Source organism: Sulfuricystis multivorans, from assembly GCF_003966565.1.
GTDB classification, from domain to species: domain Bacteria; phylum Pseudomonadota; class Gammaproteobacteria; order Burkholderiales; family Rhodocyclaceae; genus Sulfuricystis; species Sulfuricystis multivorans.
The window spans coordinates 1,641,868-1,660,053 of the sequence record NZ_AP018718.1; the positions used below are offsets into that span (position 1 = coordinate 1,641,868).

Consider the following 18,186-nt stretch of genomic DNA (forward strand, 5'->3'; position numbering starts at 1 on the left):
CTTGAAAGTGATCAGCCTCGCCCGAAAGAATGACCGAAAAAAACATTTTCGTGACAGTCCGTTAACGGACAAATATCAATATACTTTAAAAGCATAACATAATCACTTGAATTTCGATGCTCCAGCTTTAAACCGGCCGTCCCAATGACCGCCATGCCGCGCACACGCGCCCTCCGCCAACGACCCTTGGATGCAAGTCAACGACTTGATGTCCAAGTTTATCTCGTGCGGGTGGTTTTTTGCCTACTGATGATGCTGCTCGTCGCGGTCGACGACATCTACTGTCACGATCGGCCTGGCGCGCATGGGCTGCTGTTGTTCGTCGGACTGATCTATCCCCATCTCGGCCATTTGATCTCCGGCCGCTTCGATCCCGATCTACGCCACCGTCGCTTATTGTTCATGCTCGACGGGCTCTATGCCGGCGCCGTCATTGGTGCGCTCGAATTCGCCTGGCTGCCGAGTTTCGTCGTCTGCGTCATCTGCCTGTTCAACTGGCTGGTCGTCGGCGGCATCCCGTTGATCGGTCTAGGATCGGCGGCAATGTTGGCCGGCGCGCTGCTTTCCGGTAGCCTGCCCACCGCAATGTCGAGCGCTGGCCTGCAATCAGGCTGTACCGCGCTGCTGTGGTCGACGGCAAGTCTGTTCGTCGCCTATTTCCTGATCGTTGCATATGTCATTCACCGGCTGATCGGCGCACTGCAACACCAGCAGACCATACTCCAAGCCAATGCCGACGCGGCGGATGCGGCACGCAGCCTGGCAGAGCGCGCCCTGCTCGCGGCCTTTCCCCGCAGCGTGGCCAAACAGCTGGAGGCCACGGGCAAGCATGTGCCGGAGCCGCTCCCGGCGGCCAATCTGGCGCTGATCGAGCTCGCCGCATTCGACACGGCACCACAAGATCTCGCCCCATTGCAAGCAACTTGGGACCTGTGCGAGACGATCCTGACCCGCCATGGCGCCGAGCTGATCAAGACTTTTGATCGTCGGGCGATCGCCCTTTGCCGTGGTGATACCGGTCTGCAAGGGTTGATCGACGCGGCCCGGGAAATCCTCATCCACTTCTCGGACCATCCGGTTGGGCCAGCCGGTTGCCCAAGGCGCATCCTCATTCACCGGGGATCGGTGACGCTCGGCCTGGTGCAGCCAGCGCGTCTGAACCTGGATTTCTGCGGCCCGGGCATCGAAGCACTGTTGACCCTCGCCGCGCAGGCGGCAGAATTGGCATTGCAAGGCCTGATCGTCTCGCCTGCTGCGTTCCGGCAGCTACGGAGCAGCGAGGCTTTCGTCGCACATCCGTCCGAAGTGGATTCGCCACTGTGTTACCTCGAACGCAGTTACCTCGAACGCAGCCATTTCGCATGATCAGCCCGCCCACAGACACGCTTTCCGCCAGACATGCGGCGCTGATCGCAGCGGCGCTGAAGCAGATGTGCGGTACGCTCGATGAAACGAGCCTTGCCGCGCTCCTCGGCGAAGCCCAAGTGCTGCACCTGCCAGTTGGCAACATTCTTTACCGGCAAGGAGAACCGGGCGATTGCCTGCACATCGTGCTTTCCGGCCGTCTGCAAGTCAGGGTCAGAGAGATCGATGGCCAAGAGCGAATCGTCGCCTACCCTCAGCCCGGGGATGTGGTCGGCGAAATCGCTCTGCTATCGGGTAGTGGGCGGGCGGCGACGATCACCGCGGTGCGCGATACGATCCTCGCTGCGCTGCCACGCGCAGCGATCGATCGACTCATCGCCCATCACCCACAAGCATTCACGAACATCGCACGCATGGTCATTGCCCGGCTGACCGGCCAACGCGGCCACATCGCGACCCGCAGCGGCGCGCGCACCCTGATGATCGTCCCGCTGCACCGCACCGTGGATGTGCATATCTGGTGTGACGCCTTGCGCAGCGAACTGCTGCGTTTCGGCGCCGTGCTGCAGCTCGATGCCGCTGCGGCCAACGCACGCTTTGGCACCCCACCGGGCCCTGTCTACGGGCATCATCTCGACCGCTGCGAGCAGGATTACGACTTTCTGCTGCTCGTCGCCAACCCGCTGCCCGACGAGTGGAATCGCATCTGCCGCGGTTATGCCGACAAGATCGTGCTCGTGGCCGATGCCGCTCTCGAACCGAACGTCACCGAACTGGAACGCTGGCTGTTCGATGTGCCGGAGACACAAATCCATCACTGCGATGTCCATCTGGCCTTGACTCATCGCACCGACACGCAGCCGCAGCGGACGCGCGACTGGCTCGCAGCACGCCGGGTGGACCGGCATCACCATCTGCGCAGCGGCAACCGTGAAGACATGGCGCGCCTGGCCCGCTTCCTTTCCGGTCATGCGGTCGGGCTGGTGCTCGCCGGTGGCGGCGCGCGCGGTTTCGCCCATCTCGGTGCGATCCGTGCCTTGGGCGAAGCCGGCGTGCCGATCGACATGATCGGCGGTGCCAGTTTCGGCGCGCTCGCGGCGACGGGCTTGGCTCGCGGCTTGAGCGATGCCGAAAGTTTTGCCGAGCACCGGCTCGCCTTCACCAGTGAGGATCCGCTCGGCGACTACACATTGCCGGTGGTATCGCTGGTGCGCGGCGAACATCTGAACCGCGTGCTGCGCAGCCATCTGCCGATGGACATCGAGGATTTGTGGTTGCCCTTTTTCGCGGTGTCGAGCGATCTGTCGGCCAATCGCGTGCGCGTGCATGAGCGCGGTCCGCTCTGGCAGGCGATTCGCGCCAGCGTCTCGTTGCCAGCGATTCTGCCGCCCGCGATCGAAGATGGCCATTTGCTGGTCGATGGCGGGGTATTGAACAACCTGCCGATCGACATCATGCGTGAACGCATGCAAGGTAAGATCATCGCCATCGACCTCGCCGTCGAGGCACTCGAAGGGACGGCTTACCAGCGCATTCCCGGCAGCCTGGAATATCTCGCCGACCAGCTGCTGCCCGGCAGAGCTCGCGAAGCGGCACCGACGCTGTCGCGCGTCATCCTGCAGGTCACGACGCTGGCCAGTCGCAAGGAAGTCCAGCATGCGCGCAAGCTCGCCGATCTCTACCTGAACCCGCCGCTCGATGACTTCGACTTCCTCGATTGGCGCCAGATGCGTGCGATCGCCGCTGCCGGCTACCAGCATGCCCTGCCACGCGCCAAGGAATGGCTCGCCCGTCATCCGCAATACGATCGGCGCGCCGGATTCATGAACGGCTGGCAATTCGGCCAGGCCGCCTGACACGATCATGGGAACTTCCCTCTCGACCGCCCCGCTCTGGAGTTATGGCCTGGCGAGCGTGAGTCATCTGGCCTTCGCGCTCCATTTTCTGCGCTGGCGCCACGGCAACCTGCGTGACCCGGTCGACCGCGCGTTGCTCGGTGCTGCCGTGGCCACCCTGCTCTGGGCCGCCGAGGGATTCCTGCTCGCGCTGCAGCCGCTGTCTTTTCTGTTCATTGCCCATGCCGTCTTCGATAGCCTGCGCTATGCCGGTTGGTATGTCTTCATCATCCTACTGCTGCGCACGGCGACTTCGGCCAGCGGACGCGAACAACCGTTCCGAGCGCAGTGGCCGATGTTCGTCGGCCTCGCCAGCGTCACGCTGGCGCTCGTGTTCCAGGCCCTGCTGGCGACGGATCTGCTGGTAGCCGAAGTCGCCGCGCGCGGTGCGCAATATGCGGCATTGGCCCAGAGCATCTTCGGTCTGGTGCTGATCGAGCAACTGTTCCGCAACACCACGAGCGATTCGCGTTGGCAGATCAAGCCGCTGGGCATCGGCCTGGCAGCGGTCTTCGGCTTCGACCTCTACTTCCATTCCACCGTGCTGCTGTTCAACCGCATCGACAATGACAGCTTCACGGTACGCGGATTGGCCACCGTGCTGGTGCTGCCGCTGATCATCCTGACGGTCTACCGCACCCGGGCACGCCAGCTGCGCATCGCCGTCTCGCAGAAAGCCGCCTTCCAGACCACATCGCTCGCAATCGCCGGACTCTACCTATTGATCGCTTCCGCCGCCGGCTATTACGTCCGTTACCTGGGCGGCAGTTGGGGCGGTGCGCTGCAGATCGCGGTGCTGTTCGCGGCCATGCTGCTGATGATGGTGTTGATGTTCTCTGGCACGATGCGCGCGCGCATCAAGGTGCTGATCGGCAAGAATTTTTTCCGCTATCGCTACGACTACCGCGAGGAATGGCTCAAATTCACGCGCACACTCTCTTCCGGCGAGAGTGCGCAGCAAGCCGGACAACAGGTGATTCGCGGTCTGGCCGACATGGTGGAGAGCCCGGCGGGCACGCTATGGCTGCTCGATGGCGATGGAAGCACCTATCGCCAGAACGCACGCTGGAACATGCCGGAATGCACCGGCAGCGAGCCCGCGGACGGTTCGCTGGTGCGCTTCCTCGAAACCAGCGGCTGGGTGATCAATCTCGAGGAGTACCGCCATCGCCCGAGCCGCTACCAGAATCTCACTTTGCCCGAATGGCTGCTGGAAACGCCCAATGCCTGGCTGATCGTGCCGCTCAGTCTGCCCAGCAAGGTCGTCGGTTTCGTCGTCCTCGCCACGGCGCGCGCGCCGCTCGACATCGACTGGGAGGTGAATGACCTGCTGCGCACCGCCGGCCGCCAGGCCGCTGCCTTCCTCGCCCAGCTCCAGGCCGCCGAGGCGCTGCTCGAAGCGCGCAAATTCGATGCCTTCAACAAGATGTCGGCGTTCGTCGTCCATGACCTGAAGAACATCGTCACCCAATTGTCGCTGATGCTGAAGAACGCCGAACGGCATGCCGGCAATCCGGAATTCCAACGCGACATGATCGAAACGGTGGATCACGCCGTGACACGCATGAAGCAGCTGATGATGCAGCTGCGCGAAGGCGCAAAACCGGCCGAGGGCGTCTGCGGTGTCGATCTCGCCGCCATCGCGCAACGCGTCAAAAAGGCGAAGGCCCACCTCGCACCGCCCGTCGATGTCAAGGTGCATGCCCAGGTTTTTGCCCGCGGTCACGAAGAGCGGATCGAGCGTGTGATCGGCCATCTGGTACAAAACGCCCTCGAGGCGACGCCGCCCGACGGCCGGGTCTGGATCGACATCGGCCGCGCCGGCAGCCAAGCGACGATCGAGGTCGGCGACACGGGCCACGGCATGTCAGCGGAATTCATACGCGAGCGCCTGTTCAAACCGTTCCAGACCACCAAACAGTCCGGCATGGGCATCGGCGCCTTCGAGAGCCGCCAATATATCCAGGAACTCGGAGGTGACATTTGCGTAGAAAGTGCCGAGAATAGCGGCACACGCTTTTTGATCCGGCTGCCGCTGATCGAAGTTTCGAAGTCATCCGACCTGCAACAGGCTGAGCATCCATGACGAACGGGAAACCGCGCACCCTGCTGATCGTCGAGGACGATCCCGCGCTGCAAAAACAGATGCGCTGGTCGTTCGACCAGTACGAGACCCTGGTCGCCGCCGATCGCGACAGCGCACTTGCCCTAGTGCGGCGCCACGCACCGGCGGTGGTGACGATGGACCTGGGGCTACCACCGGACGCCGATTCGGTGAGCGAGGGCTTTCTGCTCCTCGAACAGTTGCTGGCGATCGCTCCGGATACCAAGGTCATCGTGCTCACCGGCCAGAATGACCGGGCCAATGCGCTGCGGGCGATCGACATGGGGGCCTATGACTTCTTTGCCAAGCCTTTCGAGCCGGAAATCCTTGGCCTGACGATCGACCGCGCATTCCGTCTCTATGATCTGCAGCAAGAAAACCGCCGTCTGCGGTCGATGCAACAACCGGATGCGTTGGGTGGCCTGATCACCCGCGACCCGGAAATGTTGCGCATCTGCCGCACGATCGAGAAGGTGGCCACCAGCAATGCCACGGTGCTGCTGCTCGGCGAAAGCGGCACCGGCAAGGAGTTGCTGGCGCGCGGTTTGCATGCCGCCTCGCCGCGTAGCGGCGAACGTTTCGTCGCGATCAACTGCGCGGCGATTCCAGAAAACCTGCTCGAAAGCGAACTGTTCGGCTACGAAAAAGGCGCCTTCACCGGTGCGGCGAAAAGCACGCCCGGCAAGATCGAAACGGCACATCGCGGTACGCTGATGCTCGACGAGATCGGCGATCTGCCCCTCGCGCTACAAGCCAAGCTGTTGCGCTTTTTGCAAGAGCGCGTGATCGAGCGCGTCGGCGGCCGCGAGGAAATCCCCGTCGATGTGCGCATCGTCTGCGCGACCCATCAGGATTTGAAGGCATTGATTCGCGAGGGCCGCTTCCGCGAAGACCTTTACTACCGGCTGGCCGAGATCGTCATCAACATCCCGCCGTTGCGCAACCGAATCGGCGACGCCGCACTGCTCGCCCATGCCTTCGTGCGTCGTTTCGGCGCCGAACAAAAGCGCAGTCTGACGCTCGGCGAGGATGCGCTGAGCAGCATCACGGCGCATCGCTGGCCCGGCAATGTGCGCGAGTTGGAAAACTGCATCAAACGCGCCGTCATCATGGCCGAGGGCAACCTCGTGACGGCCAGTGATCTCGGCCTGGAAACCACCGACACGGAACCCACGAATCTGGATCTGCGCTCGCTCCGCGAAGAAGCCGAACGCAAAGCGATCCTCACCGCTCTGAGCCGCAGTAACGGCAACGTGGTGCGCACCGCCGAGCTCCTCGGCATCAGCCGACCGACGCTGTATGATCTGATGCACAAGCTGGGGCTGAAAACTTGAACAATCTTGCAAGCGAGGCATGAAATGACTTCCCTCCTCCATCGTACTCTGGCCATCGCGACGCTCGTCGCCGCTCTCGTCGGCACCGCCTGCGGCGATTCTCCCGAAGCCATGCTCGCTTCGGCGAAGGAGTATCTGGCCAAGAACGATCAGGCAGCGGCGACGATCCAGCTCAAGAACGTGCTCGCCAAGAATCCCGATTCGGCAGAAGCGCGCTTCCTGCTTGGCAAAGCCTTGCTCGAAAACGGCGATGTGACGGCCGCCGAAGTCGAACTGCGCAAGGCGCTCGAGCTCAAACATCCTGCCGACCAAGTGGTGCCACTGCTCGCCCGTGTGCTGCTCGCCCAGAGCCAGTTCAAGAAACTCGACGAGCTCGCCAAGACATCCATCGCTTCTGCCGAGGGATTGGCCGACCTGAAAACGACGCTGGCGCAGAGCCTCGCGATGCAGGGCAAACCGGAGGCCGCGCGGACGATGCTCGATGAAGCGTTGGCGGCAAAAAGCGATTTCGCTCCGGCATTGCTCCTCCAAGCGCGGATCAAGGTGGCCAACAACGATTTGGCTGGTGCCCATGCAATCATCGACGGTATCCTCGCCAGGGCACCTCAGGACGTGAATGCTTGGCTGTTCAAGGCCGATCTACTCAACGCCGAGGGCAAGACCGCGGAGGCCGTCGCCGCCTACGAAAAGGGTCTCGCGCTCAAACCGCAGGCACTCAATGCCCATGCCGCGCTGATCATGACCCATCTGCGCGAACGTCAGCCCGAGAAAGCCGCCAAACAGCTCGAGGCGATGCAGAAGGTCGCGCCCAAACATCCGCTGACCTATTATGAGCAAGGACTGCTGGCCTTCACTAAGAAAGACCTCGCCACGGCCAAATCCGCGGTCGACAACCTACTCAAGCTCCAGCCCGACAGCCCACAGGGCCTTCAGCTCGCGGGTCTGGTCGCATTCGAAAGCCGCTCCGACCTCCAAGCCCAGGACTATCTGCGCAAGGCCTTGCAAAAGGCACCGGCACTTGCCCTCGCCCGGCGCACGCTCGTGCTCTCCTACTTGCGCAGCGGCCAGTCAGCCAAGGCAGTGGAAACCCTTCAACCGGTGCTCCACGGCGACGAGACGGCGCCCACCTGGCTCGAGCTGGCGGGCAATGCCTACCTGCAAAACGGTGATGCCAAGACCGCGGAGGAATTTTTCCAGCGGGCCACCAAGGCCAACCCGCAAAACAAGAAGGCGCAGACGGCTCTGGCGCTGGCACGTCTGCGCGGCGGCCATACCGCGGAAGCCCTCGGTGATCTCGAAGCGATCGCCGCATCTTCGGAAACCGATACCAGTGCTGACATGGCCCTGATCGTCGCCAGCATCCGCACCCGGCAGTTCGACAAGGCTTTGCAGGCGATCGCCAATCTGGAAAAGAAACGGCCCGACCACCCGCTCGTGCATAACCTGCGCGGCGGCGCGCTGCTCGCCAAGGGCGACCAGGAAGGGGCGCGCAAGAGTTTCGAAAAGGCGCTGGCGATCGACCCGGCCTATCTGCCAGCCGCCAGCGCCCTGGCTCAAATGGATCTGCGTGCCAACCGGCCGGAAGAGGCGCAAAAACGTTTCGAAGCCGTGCTCGCGAAGGACCCGAAGAACGCGCAGGCGATGCTGGCCCTCGCCGAACTGCGCGCCCGCGGCGGGGCGAAAACTTCCGACCTGGTGGAACTGATCAAGCGGGCGATCGACGCAGCACCAGCCGAACCCGCGCCACGCCTGGCGCTGATCGGCGCCTATCTGCGCGAACAGGACAAAGACAAGGCGCTCGCTGCCGTCCAGGAAGCGCTCGCCGCGATCCCCGATCGCCCCGAGCTGCTCGACGCCGCCGGCCGTGTCTATCAGATGAACGGCGACAACCAGCAGGCGCTGACCATTTACAGCAAGCTTGCGAACCTGATGCCGACCTCACCGCAGCCTTATCTGCGCATGGCCGAAATCCAGCTTGCGGCCAAGAACCGCGAGGGCGCACGCAGCAGCCTGACGAAAGGACTGTCGGCGCTACCGGATTCGTTGGCGCTGCAGCGCGCGCTGATCCAACTCGACCTCGAAGAAGGCAAGCTCGAAGCAGCGCTCGCCCGGGCACGGGAAATCCAGAAGGCCCAGCCGCAACAAAGCGTCGGCTATCTGTTCGAAGGCGACGCACATGCGGCGAACAAAGCCTGGGCGCAGGCGGCCAATGCCTATCGTGCCGGCCTGAAGGCCGCCCCAGCGACGGAACTCGCGCAACGGCTCCATGCCGTTTTGCTGGCCGACGGCAAGACCGTCGAAGCGAGGGCGCATGCCGATGCCTGGCTCAAACAGCATCCGAAGGACCATGCCTTCCGGCTCTATCTCGCCGAACAGGCAAACCGAAACAAAGACTTCGCGACCGCCGCGGCGCACTACCGCAACCTGCTGGCCAATCAGCCGAACAACCCGGCGTTGCTCAACAACCTCGCCTGGACGCTCGGCCAGATGAAAGATCCCCAAGCCCTGTCACTAGCCGAGCGCGCGAACAGCCTCGCCCCGAACCAGCCGGCGATCATGGATACGCTTGGCATGCTGCTCGTCGAGCGCGGCGAGGGCAAGCGCGGTGTCGAACTGTTGGCCAAGGCCGTCGAGCTGCAACCGCAGGCCGCCCTAATCCGGCTCAACTATGCGAAAGCCCTGATCAAGACCGGCGACAAGAACACCGCGCGGCGCGAGCTCGAAGAACTGTCCAAGCTCGGCGAGCGCTTCCCGGCGCAAGCAGAAGTCGCGGCACTATTGAAGAGTCTGTGACGATGCGGTCTTTCGCCTTTCTTCGCTTCTGGCCGGTTGCCGCAATGGCGCTGGGTGCCGTCTTCCCAGCGCCGACTCTCGCCGCCGGGCCCGAGGCGGAACACTGGCGCCAGCTGCGCGAGGAAGCCCGCGCCTACGAGCATGGCGAAGGTGTGGCCAAAGACCCTATGAAAGCCTATACGCTGTATTGCGCGGCGGCAAAAGCCGGCGATCCAGAGGCGCGTTACAGCCTCGGCTGGATGATCGCCAATGGCCGCGGCGTGCCGCGCGACGATGCCCTTGCCGCCTATTTCTTCGCGCTCGCCGCCGAACAGGGACACGAGCCTTCCCGGCGGATGTTGCGTTTCGTCGGCACGCCGACCGATCAAATACCGGAATGCCTGCGCGACCCTCCAGCCGCCGCCGAGCAGGACGATGACATCGAGTTCGCCAGCGAACAGCAGCGTCAGTTCGCCGAGCTGGTGAAGCGTCTCGCTCCCGAATACGGCATCGAACCGCGCCTGGCGCTGGCGATCGCGCGCACCGAATCCAATTTCAACCCGCGCGCCGTCTCGCCGAAGAACGCCCAGGGCCTGATGCAGCTGATCCCCGAAACCGCCGCGCGTTTCAACGTCAAGAAGCCCTTCGATCCGGAGCAGAACGTGCGCGGCGGCCTTGCTTACCTGCGCTGGCTGCTGGCCTATTTTCGCGGTGACGTCGCACTCGCCGCCGCGGCCTACAACGCCGGTGAAGGGGCCGTCAATCGCCATCTCGGCATCCCGCCTTTTGCCGAAACACGCGAGTATGTGAAGCGCATCCTGGAATTCTTCCGCCGTCAGGAGCACCCATACGACGCCTCCGTCACGGACCCCTCTCCCGAGCTGCCGAAGATCCTGCGCCGCCTGTCCAGAGTCCGATCATGAAGCCGCGGCTTCCCGGGCAGCTGCTCTTTGCGCTGCTTTGCTGCCTGATGCTCGCGCTGCCGGCGCGTGCCGGGCTGCCCGACACGATCGAACGCATCAAACCTTCGCTGGTCGTCATCGGCCTCTTCAACAAACTGAAAAGTCCCGCGTTCCAAATGCGCGGCACCGGCTTCGCCGTTGGTGATGGCCGGCTGATCGCCACCAATGCCCATGTCGTGCCGGAAATCACCGCTAGCGATACCGGTGAGGATCAGCTCGCGGTTCTCGCCAGGTTCGGCAGCGAACGCCGCGTGATTCCGGCGCGCCTGGTGGCGCGCGATGCCGACCACGACCTGGCGCTGCTGCGCTTCGACGGCCCGCCACTAACCACCGTGACGCTCGGTGACTCCGATGCCGTACGTGAAGGCCAGGCCATCGCCTTCAGCGGCTTCCCGATCGGCAGCGTGCTCGGCTTCTCACCGGTGACCCATCGCGGCATCGTCTCGTCGATCACGCCGATCAGCGTGCCTGGCAATAATGCCCACCAGCTCAAGGCCCAGTCGATCCGCAGTCTGCGCAGCGGATCGTTTCCGATCTTCCAGCTCGACGCCACCGCCTACCCCGGCAACAGCGGCGGCCCGCTGTTCGATGCCGACAGCGGTGAAGTGGTCGGCATCATCAACATGGTGTTCATCAAGACGACGAAAGAATCCATCTTGGAAAAACCGTCGGGGATCAGTTATGCGATTCCGGCCAAGCATCTCGCCGAGTTGCTGAGGAATAGCGAAACCAGGCGCTAGCTCACCGTTTCGGATTCTTGCCGCAAGGCTCGCCAAGACTTGCGCAGCAAATGCGGCAGCAATAACCTGAGTGGCATGCGTAGCCAATGGCCGCGCAAATAGAGCGTCTGTTTGGCCAGAGCAAAGCCGCGACTACGCACACTGGGGTGGATTCCTTGTAATAGCGGAGCGTAGAGGGCATGCATGGCACGTAGAACCGGCAGCGACGGGCATGCATCGGCCAAGTCGCGTTCGGCTTTTTCCAGTCCTTCGAGCTGGAAGACACGGCGCAGGAAATGCACTGCGAGAAACAGAGGCCGTTCAAGGCCAATGATCTGTGCGCGCGCAACCAGCCGCGTGACGAAATCCGCGCTCTCGGCCTGGCGCGATTTCAACAGCTCGACCAGATCATAAAGATTGCGCAGCGCGGCATCCGCTTCCCCTTCGGCGAACAAATGCACCGCCGCATGGAGGAATTGATCCTCATCCGACAACACCAGCACACCCGCCAAAGCGCCTGCTGGCCGCGTAGCGGCAAAGACGGCCGTCGTATCGGCACGATAGCGCGCAGTGAGCGGTGTCAGAGCATGATGTAGGTCCAGCGTCGTACCGCGATGAATCTGGCGTAACGGCGGCACCTCGTGCATCCACTGTCGATAATAGCGTTGGTCATAGGCATCGCTGGTCGTCGTCAGCCAGCCATATGTCATCAACTGTGTTTCGACCTCGCCGAGTCGCGCGCGTGGCACCATTACATCGATGTCGCCGAAATGACGGTGATGCGCCAGCGGCAGGCCATCGGCGACATAGGCGGCACCTTTGAGTAGAATCGGCATGACGCCGATCGGTTCGAGCGCCAGGGCGATCTGCCGGCATTCCCAGAGCACCGTTTCATTGCGATGGGCGATGGTCTGTCTTGCGGCGGAAAAGATCGGCTGGGCGAGCGAAGGAATCTCGATTGAGATCGGGCTTTCCTGCAATCGCACGGCGAGTGCCGCAACCAGATTGGCCGTGCGTGCCTGGCGAATCGCCAGTCCCCAGTCGGCTGCCGACCAACACCGCGCTGCCTCGGGCTCGATGAGTGCCTTGAGCAGCAGGTTATGCTCAAACACCCCTTTCGCTCCCTTCCACAATCTCGGCAAAGCCGGCAATTGCCTCGTCGAGGCTGCCATACTCGAGACTGTAGCAATCGCATTGGCCAACCATATCGGCCAAGGCTGCAAAGCCCGGCCTCCCCAGAACGGGCAGATTGAAAGCATTCTTGGCCAGCTCGATCGCGGCCTCTGGACGGCCAAGCGGCACCAGCGACCAAGACACCCCCGCAACGAAGCGCGGAAAGACCAACCAGCGCGGAACCGCCTTTTCCCGGTTGCCCATCATGCTATGCGCCGTCGGACGCAAATGTGCTACGGTACCCTTGACCGTATCCTGCACCGCAGGTGTGAATATCGCTTCGGGGAAATGTCCGCCGATGATCCCGATCGAAGCATTCTTCAGGCTCACCGGTCGTACGAAGGGTTCGAGTCGGCCGGCATGCGGATCGAGCAGGGCGAGTTCGTCGGACAGCAGCCGCCAGCCAGAAAGCATCAGTGCCGCCGCAAGCGTACTTTTCCCGGAACCGGGAGGAGCAGGCAGGATCAGGGCTTGTTCACCCTGCGCCAATACCGCGCTGTGACACATCAGATACTGTTGGGCGCTGGTCGTCACGCACCAGTTCATCGCCCACTCGAGCAAAGGGAAAACTTGGCCACGCGGCAGAGGCGCAAATGGACGGGCACCATCGAATTCGAGTTCGATCAAGGGCTTGAACCAGCGGCGCAGGCCAGTCGCCGGTTTGACCCTCAAGTCGAAGTGAATGAATGCAGGCTCGTCGAGGATCTCGTAACCGCCATAAGCGAGGCGTAGCGCCGGCAATAGCTCGCCTACCTGGGCGCGCAACCTGAACACGAATGGCGGAGCGGAAAAAACGAGGCCGCAGCTGGCCAGAAGCTGCTGCAGTGTTTCGAGGCTCAGGTCATCGAGGCGTTTTCGCTCGGACAACAGCGCACCACTCCCGCTTTGTAAAGGCTGTCGACGATCCCGCGCACTGCTGTGCTGCTCAAGCCGAGTTCAGGAAAGGCTTCGATGGTGTCGGCAGACAACGTCGCGAGGTCGAGAGGCTGAGCATCCAATCGCTGCAGCAGATGGGCCGCGACTCGGTCTACCGCGAGCAGTTCTCCCGAAAAGCAATGATAAACGACACCGCCTTCTTCGGGGAAAAGCCGCAAACACCACCCTTCCGCTAGCCGATAGAAGAGGGAGTCAGAAACCTCAACGCCGAGATTGGAGCATTCCGCAGCCAACTGATGCTACGCAAATGCTACGGCCATGGGCTATTGCCGACCAGCACGTCGAGGAAAGCGCGCACCGTCTGCTCAGACCATGCCGTGCCATTGACACTGTAGGGTTGGCCGCAAAAGACCAATCCCCACATCTTTTGAATGTCAGCAGTGGTGAACTGCCCTTGAGCGTAACCGGCTGCCGCATCCAGATAGGCGGAGATCAGATCGGCCGCCAAGGCCCGATCACCCCCTCCTCCCTGCATGTTGAGGATATCGATCAGTTTCGTATCTGAAGTAATCCCGAGCGCAGTTAGTCTGCTACCAATACAAAAGCCCGCTTGCCCCACCGTCGTCTGTTGGGAAATCGGCCAAGCCTTATTTTTCCAGTAGCCGTGGGAATGGCAGGTCGGCAACTGCTGGGGCCGATGGCTGGTAGCCGGATTGAGAGTGATCGACGTAAAGGAAGACGGGCTCGCACATACACCGCTCGCCAGAGCGCTACCGCTCTTCAGCGAGGCCAGAACACCGCCTGTGATTCCGGTGGCGAGAAAACGGCGCCGCCCCGCTAACCTCGGGAGGGAACCTGTCTCATTTCTCCGGACCTTTTCATCGTTCATTTTTTTCTTGCGCCCAAAACAAACACTTCACGGTAAATTTGAGCAATTCTCGTGCCAGAGTTATATCCATTTGATTCAAAATGAGCTTCCATAAACGACCTGGAACAGGGCAATTGAAGTGTCAATGTTTCCGACAGTCATTCGACTCATTGCGCACCCTTTCCTCCGACTACCACTCCCACGGTCTCGAACAAGATCACCAGATCGAGCAGCAAGGAATGATTCTTTACGTAATATAGATCATATTGCAATTTCTGCGCCGCATCGTCGACGCTGGCACCATACTGATAGCGCACCTGCGCCCAGCCGGTCACACCTGGCTTGACGCTGTGACGCACCGCATAAAACGGAATTTCCTTGGTCAGCTGATCGACGAAATAGGCCCGTTCCGGCCGCGGGCCGACCATGCTCATATCGCCCTTCAACACCGAAAACAGTTGCGGCAGCTCGTCGATGCGCAGCTTGCGGATGATGCGTCCGACTTTCGTCACCCGTGTATCGTTTTTCGACGCCCAACGTGGCGTGCCGTCCTTTTCCGCGTCTTTCTTCATGCTGCGGAACTTGATCACATTGAACAGGCGACCGCTCAGGCCTACCCGCTCTTGGCGATAGAGGATCGGAAAACCATCCTCGATCATGATCGCCAACGCGGTCAGTAGCATCAGTGGCGAGAAGAGGATCAACAGGATCGTCGCAGCGACGATGTCGAAGATGCGTTTGACCACCGTCCGGACAGGCCCCTGCCGGAAGCCATCGCCGAAGATCAGCCAGCCGGCGCGCAGTGCATCGAGGCGAATCTGACCGAGCATGCGCTCGAAATGGCTCGACATGTCGAGCACCAGGACCCCGGAGAGACGGCAGTCGAGCAGCTCGCGCAGCGGCATGCGCCCACCGCGTCGCTCGCCGATTGCGACGACGATCTCATCGACCTTGAGCTCGCTGACGGCATCGACGAGGTTCTTTTCGCGCGGGATCAGCATCTCCTGCGGCACCATCACTTCCTCGCTCGGATGCCCCGGATAAAACCCGACGACACGCACCGTCTGGTCTTCCTTGCTCAACGACGCGGCGACGGTCTCCGCCTCCTTGCCGGCGCCGAAGATCAGGATGCGGTGCGTCACCAGCGCATGCTGTCGCCGATGGCTGGCCATCACGCGATAACTCAGCATGCCGAACAGCGCCGCCATGCCCGAAAGCTCGAACAGGGTACGGTCACCATTCACCGACGGCAGGATCAGGAAAATCAAATAGGCGACGGGAATCGACAGGTGCAACGCCAGCACCGCGCGTGCACGCGAATCCTCGATCGTCCGATCGTGGATGCGCTGATAGAAACCGAGCCAGGCATTGATCGCCAGCATCACCAGCGCCAGTATCGCCGCATAGGCGGCGACGAGACCGTAATCGACCGGCAGGCCGTTCTTGACCCACATCACGGCGATGATGATGCCGACGAAGACGAAACCGAAGTCGAAAATCACCTCGAGCAGGGTGTCGGGGCGAAACAGATGCCACATCGTCTTCAGCGACATGCCGGCTCCTCGGAAACAAACTATCGCAATGATACCCGATGCCCGAGGCATCAATGCGACAAGCGTAAATCTACACCCCTTGTCGCAAGGCTTCGGCAATATGCATACGGCTGACCTTGCGTGCCGGCAAGATCGAGGCAAGGACTGCAGCCAACAGCCCGGTGAGGAAAGCCAGACCGATCACCTCCGGCACAACCAACACTTTGGAGATGTAGCCCTGATCGGCATTGGGCGGTGGTGGCATCGGAATGCCGACTTGTGAGACCGACATCGCCAGCAGGACTCCGATCACGACCCCCAGCAGACTGCCGATCAATCCGAGGCAGACGCTTTCCGTCACGATCAAGCCGAACACCCGCGATGCGCGATTGCCCAGCGCAAGCATCGTGCCGAACTCGCTGACGCGTTCGAAGATGCCGATATTCACCGTGTTCGAGACTGAGAGCAGCAGCATCACCAGAATGATGGCAGTGAGAAATCCGAATTGCTGGCGATAAAGCGTCACGGTCTGGTTGTAGAACTCGTCGAGATCGAGCCAGGTACGCAATTCGAACTCTTTTCCGTCGAGCTGCCGACGCAAAGCTTCCGCTGCGCTGCCGGTGGCCGCAGTGTCTTTGAGCAGCAGGACGCCGAGATGCGCACCCGGTGTCGCCAGTAGCTCCTGTGCCGCCGCAAGCGAAATACGCACTGCACGCGCGTCGTAATCTTTCGAAAAGGTCTGGAAGACGCCGACGATTTCGAAATCGAGCAGGTTCGTCGCCCCGCCGGGTGTACTGACCAAGAGCGATGCCGTATCGCCAGCGCCGAGTTTCAGCGCCTTGGCGACGCCGGCGCCGATCATCATGCCAAAGCGGTCCTTGTCGGTCATCCGCCGCCCCGAAACCACTGTCAGATAACTCGCCAGCCGGGCCTCACGATCCGGCTCGACCCCCTCGCCGATGATCGGCCAATCGCTCCGGCCATTGCCCAGCAAGCCAGAAAAGCCGAGACGAAACATCACGTCGGCAACGCCATCCATCGCAGCCATTAGGCGACGTAGTCCTTCCACATCATCGATCAGGTAGTGCTCGGGCTGCTGGCTACCATATTCCCAATAACCGCGACGCGCCACCTGGATGTGCCCGGTGTTCGAGCGGATCGTCGCCTCGCCGGTCTCGATGATCGTATCTTCGATGAAACCGCCCGCCAGGATCAAGGCCACGACACCGAAGACGATCGAAGCCAGCGTCATCGCGGTGCGGCCGCGGTGACGGAAGATGTTGCGTAATGCCAGCTTCAGTAACCCTTGCATCGCGTACCTACTTGTTCTTGCGCAGCGCATCGACGATCATCATGCGTGAGGCTTTCCAAGCCGGATACAGACTCGCCAATACCGTCGTCATCACTGCGATGCCCAATGCCTCTGCCGCAATGGTCGGGGTCAGCAAAATCCGGGCGATGTAACCTCGAGTCAAACTGGGGGGCGGCGGCATCTCGATCTGCAATGCATCGACCCCGATGCTGGCCAACCACGCCAATAGCAACCCGCTGATGCCGCCCAGCAAGCCGATCAACGCGCCTTCGGCCAGGAACTGGCCCAGCACGGCACGCCGCCGCACCCCCAGCGCCATCATCGTGCCGATCTCGCCGGTGCGCTCCATCACGCTCATCATCATCGTATTGCCGATACCGAGCAGGATGATCGCAAAAACGATGAAGCGCACCACGTCGAGTTGCTGGCGAAACAGATCGACCGCGCGGGCATAGAACTCGGCAAGCTGATCCCAGGTGCGCACCTCGAACTGGCGGGGATCGAACTGCCGACGCAAAGCTTCGGCGACGGTAGCGGTGTTTTCCGTCTTGTCGAGATATACCAGCCAGCTATGGGCCCCGGACACCTTGAGCAGCTTGCGTGCGTCATCGATCGGCACCAGCAGCGCGCTGTCGTCATAGGCCTTGCTGACGGATTCGAAAATGCCGGCGACGTTTGCATCGATGGCGCTCAAACCGCTGCCTGGATTATCGACGAGGATCACCACCGCATCGCTAGGCTGTGCCCCCAACTGCAGCGCGAGCCCCTTGCCCAACAGAATCGTGTTCCGATCGGCCGGCGTCAGCTTGCGTCCGGCAATGATGCGCAACGCCCGATCGCCGGTCAGATCGGTGGCCGGATTAAAGCCTTCCCCGATGAAAGAGAGCGTCGTTTCCCCCTTGCTCAAGAGACCCGAAAAAGCCAACCGCGCTCCCCAGCCGCGTACGTGGTCCAGCTTCGCCAATGAAGCAGCAGTGCTGTCTTCAGGCAACAGGAAGCGAAAAGGATCGGCGCGCCCGTCCTCGTGATAATGCGGCCGCGTCAGCTGAATATGCGCGTATTGCGATTCGATCGTCGCCTCGCGGAAGTCGTAAAACATCCACGCGATGTAACCGTTTGCCACGGACAGTGCTGCGATACCGAAAGCCACGGAGAACACTGCGATCAGCGCCCGCCGCCGCTGGCGCAGCAGGTTGCGCAAGACGAGGGGAAACAAGGCAAGGACGCGCATGGTCTGGAAAGCGAGCCTGGCGATGATACCGAAGTTCCGCAGG

14 protein-coding genes are annotated in these 18,186 nt (G+C 61.8%); 7 read left to right on the top strand and 7 right to left on the bottom strand.

The genetic code is table 11. The features are described 5' to 3' along the window. The first annotated feature begins 153 nt into the window (after window positions 1-153). The 7 genes from EL335_RS08185 to EL335_RS08215 are packed head-to-tail and all read left to right on the top strand — an operon-like array spanning window position 154 to window position 11,172. Window positions 154-1,365 carry an MASE2 domain-containing protein gene (locus EL335_RS08185; protein ID WP_284155295.1) on the top strand — a complete coding sequence of 404 codons (1,212 nt, stop codon included), beginning with the start codon at window positions 154-156 and terminating at the stop codon, window positions 1,363-1,365. Continuing rightward, a complete protein-coding gene (locus EL335_RS08190) occupies window positions 1,362-3,221 on the top strand; it encodes a patatin-like phospholipase family protein (protein WP_126445821.1) in 1,860 nt (619 codons plus the stop codon). Before EL335_RS08185 ends, EL335_RS08190 begins: the two co-directional genes overlap by 4 nt. Window positions 3,222-3,228: 7 nt before the next feature. After that, entirely contained in the window at window positions 3,229-5,346 is a 2,118-nt protein-coding gene (prsK, locus tag EL335_RS08195; RefSeq protein ID WP_126445823.1) for an XrtA/PEP-CTERM system histidine kinase PrsK, read from the top strand. Then, entirely contained in the window at window positions 5,343-6,698 is a 1,356-nt protein-coding gene (gene prsR, locus EL335_RS08200; protein ID WP_126445825.1) for a PEP-CTERM-box response regulator transcription factor, read from the top strand. The genes prsK and prsR overlap by 4 nt, the downstream gene beginning before the upstream one ends. A 24-nt stretch (window positions 6,699-6,722) precedes the next feature. Next, window positions 6,723-9,491: an XrtA/PEP-CTERM system TPR-repeat protein PrsT gene (gene prsT / locus EL335_RS08205; RefSeq protein WP_126445827.1), complete on the top strand. Its 2,769-nt coding sequence runs from the start codon at window positions 6,723-6,725 to the stop codon at window positions 9,489-9,491. A gap of 2 nt (window positions 9,492-9,493) precedes the next feature. Then, window positions 9,494-10,393, top strand: a complete 900-nt coding sequence (locus EL335_RS08210) for a transglycosylase SLT domain-containing protein (protein WP_126445829.1) — start codon at window positions 9,494-9,496, stop codon at window positions 10,391-10,393. Beyond that, window positions 10,390-11,172 (top strand): S1C family serine protease, encoded by a 783-nt coding sequence (locus EL335_RS08215; protein WP_126445831.1) that lies wholly within the window; start codon window positions 10,390-10,392, stop codon window positions 11,170-11,172. The genes EL335_RS08210 and EL335_RS08215 overlap by 4 nt, the downstream gene beginning before the upstream one ends. Here the strand turns inward: EL335_RS08215 and EL335_RS08220 are convergent. The 7 genes from EL335_RS08220 to EL335_RS08250 form a co-directional block, all read right to left on the bottom strand. Then, entirely contained in the window at window positions 11,169-12,263 is a 1,095-nt protein-coding gene (locus tag EL335_RS08220; RefSeq protein ID WP_172600064.1) for a nucleotidyltransferase domain-containing protein, read from the bottom strand. The genes EL335_RS08215 and EL335_RS08220 overlap by 4 nt on opposite strands. Continuing rightward, the gene (locus tag EL335_RS08225; RefSeq protein ID WP_172600065.1) at window positions 12,256-13,191 is read right to left on the bottom strand and encodes an HprK-related kinase A; all 936 of its coding nucleotides are present in this window, start codon (window positions 13,189-13,191) and stop codon (window positions 12,256-12,258) included. Before EL335_RS08225 ends, EL335_RS08220 begins: the two co-directional genes overlap by 8 nt. Next, on the bottom strand, window positions 13,161-13,418 hold the full coding sequence (locus EL335_RS08230; RefSeq protein WP_126445837.1) for a hypothetical protein: 258 nt from the start codon (window positions 13,416-13,418) through the stop codon (window positions 13,161-13,163). The genes EL335_RS08225 and EL335_RS08230 overlap by 31 nt, the downstream gene beginning before the upstream one ends. Window positions 13,419-13,510: 92 nt before the next feature. Further along, complete coding sequence (locus EL335_RS08235; RefSeq protein ID WP_126445839.1) at window positions 13,511-14,089, bottom strand: hypothetical protein; 579 nt, start codon at window positions 14,087-14,089, stop codon at window positions 13,511-13,513. Between the two features lie 146 nt (window positions 14,090-14,235). Continuing rightward, window positions 14,236-15,621, bottom strand: a complete 1,386-nt coding sequence (locus EL335_RS08240) for a TIGR03013 family XrtA/PEP-CTERM system glycosyltransferase (protein WP_284155296.1) — start codon at window positions 15,619-15,621, stop codon at window positions 14,236-14,238. A 70-nt stretch (window positions 15,622-15,691) separates the two neighbouring features. Further along, window positions 15,692-16,912: an ABC transporter permease gene (locus EL335_RS08245; RefSeq protein ID WP_126445841.1), complete on the bottom strand. Its 1,221-nt coding sequence runs from the start codon at window positions 16,910-16,912 to the stop codon at window positions 15,692-15,694. A 7-nt stretch (window positions 16,913-16,919) separates the two neighbouring features. Then, window positions 16,920-18,143, bottom strand: coding sequence for an ABC transporter permease (locus tag EL335_RS08250; protein ID WP_126445843.1), 1,224 nt, complete (start codon window positions 18,141-18,143; stop codon window positions 16,920-16,922). Between the last annotated feature and the right edge of the window lie 43 nt (window positions 18,144-18,186).

What these genes read in the sequence shown, in the direction of transcription:
- EL335_RS08185 (WP_284155295.1), top strand. Translation starts at nt 154, where the DNA reads ATGCCGCGCACACGCGCCCTCCGCCAACGACCCTTGGATGCAAGTCAA.
- EL335_RS08190 (WP_126445821.1), top strand. Translation starts at nt 1,362, where the DNA reads ATGATCAGCCCGCCCACAGACACGCTTTCCGCCAGACATGCGGCGCTG.
- prsK (WP_126445823.1), top strand. Translation starts at nt 3,229, where the DNA reads ATGGGAACTTCCCTCTCGACCGCCCCGCTCTGGAGTTATGGCCTGGCG.
- prsR (WP_126445825.1), top strand. Translation starts at nt 5,343, where the DNA reads ATGACGAACGGGAAACCGCGCACCCTGCTGATCGTCGAGGACGATCCC.
- prsT (WP_126445827.1), top strand. Translation starts at nt 6,723, where the DNA reads ATGACTTCCCTCCTCCATCGTACTCTGGCCATCGCGACGCTCGTCGCC.
- EL335_RS08210 (WP_126445829.1), top strand. Translation starts at nt 9,494, where the DNA reads ATGCGGTCTTTCGCCTTTCTTCGCTTCTGGCCGGTTGCCGCAATGGCG.
- EL335_RS08215 (WP_126445831.1), top strand. Translation starts at nt 10,390, where the DNA reads ATGAAGCCGCGGCTTCCCGGGCAGCTGCTCTTTGCGCTGCTTTGCTGC.
- EL335_RS08235 (WP_126445839.1), bottom strand. Translation starts at nt 14,089, where the DNA reads ATGAACGATGAAAAGGTCCGGAGAAATGAGACAGGTTCCCTCCCGAGG.
- EL335_RS08240 (WP_284155296.1), bottom strand. Translation starts at nt 15,621, where the DNA reads ATGTCGCTGAAGACGATGTGGCATCTGTTTCGCCCCGACACCCTGCTC.
- EL335_RS08245 (WP_126445841.1), bottom strand. Translation starts at nt 16,912, where the DNA reads ATGCAAGGGTTACTGAAGCTGGCATTACGCAACATCTTCCGTCACCGC.
- EL335_RS08250 (WP_126445843.1), bottom strand. Translation starts at nt 18,143, where the DNA reads ATGCGCGTCCTTGCCTTGTTTCCCCTCGTCTTGCGCAACCTGCTGCGC.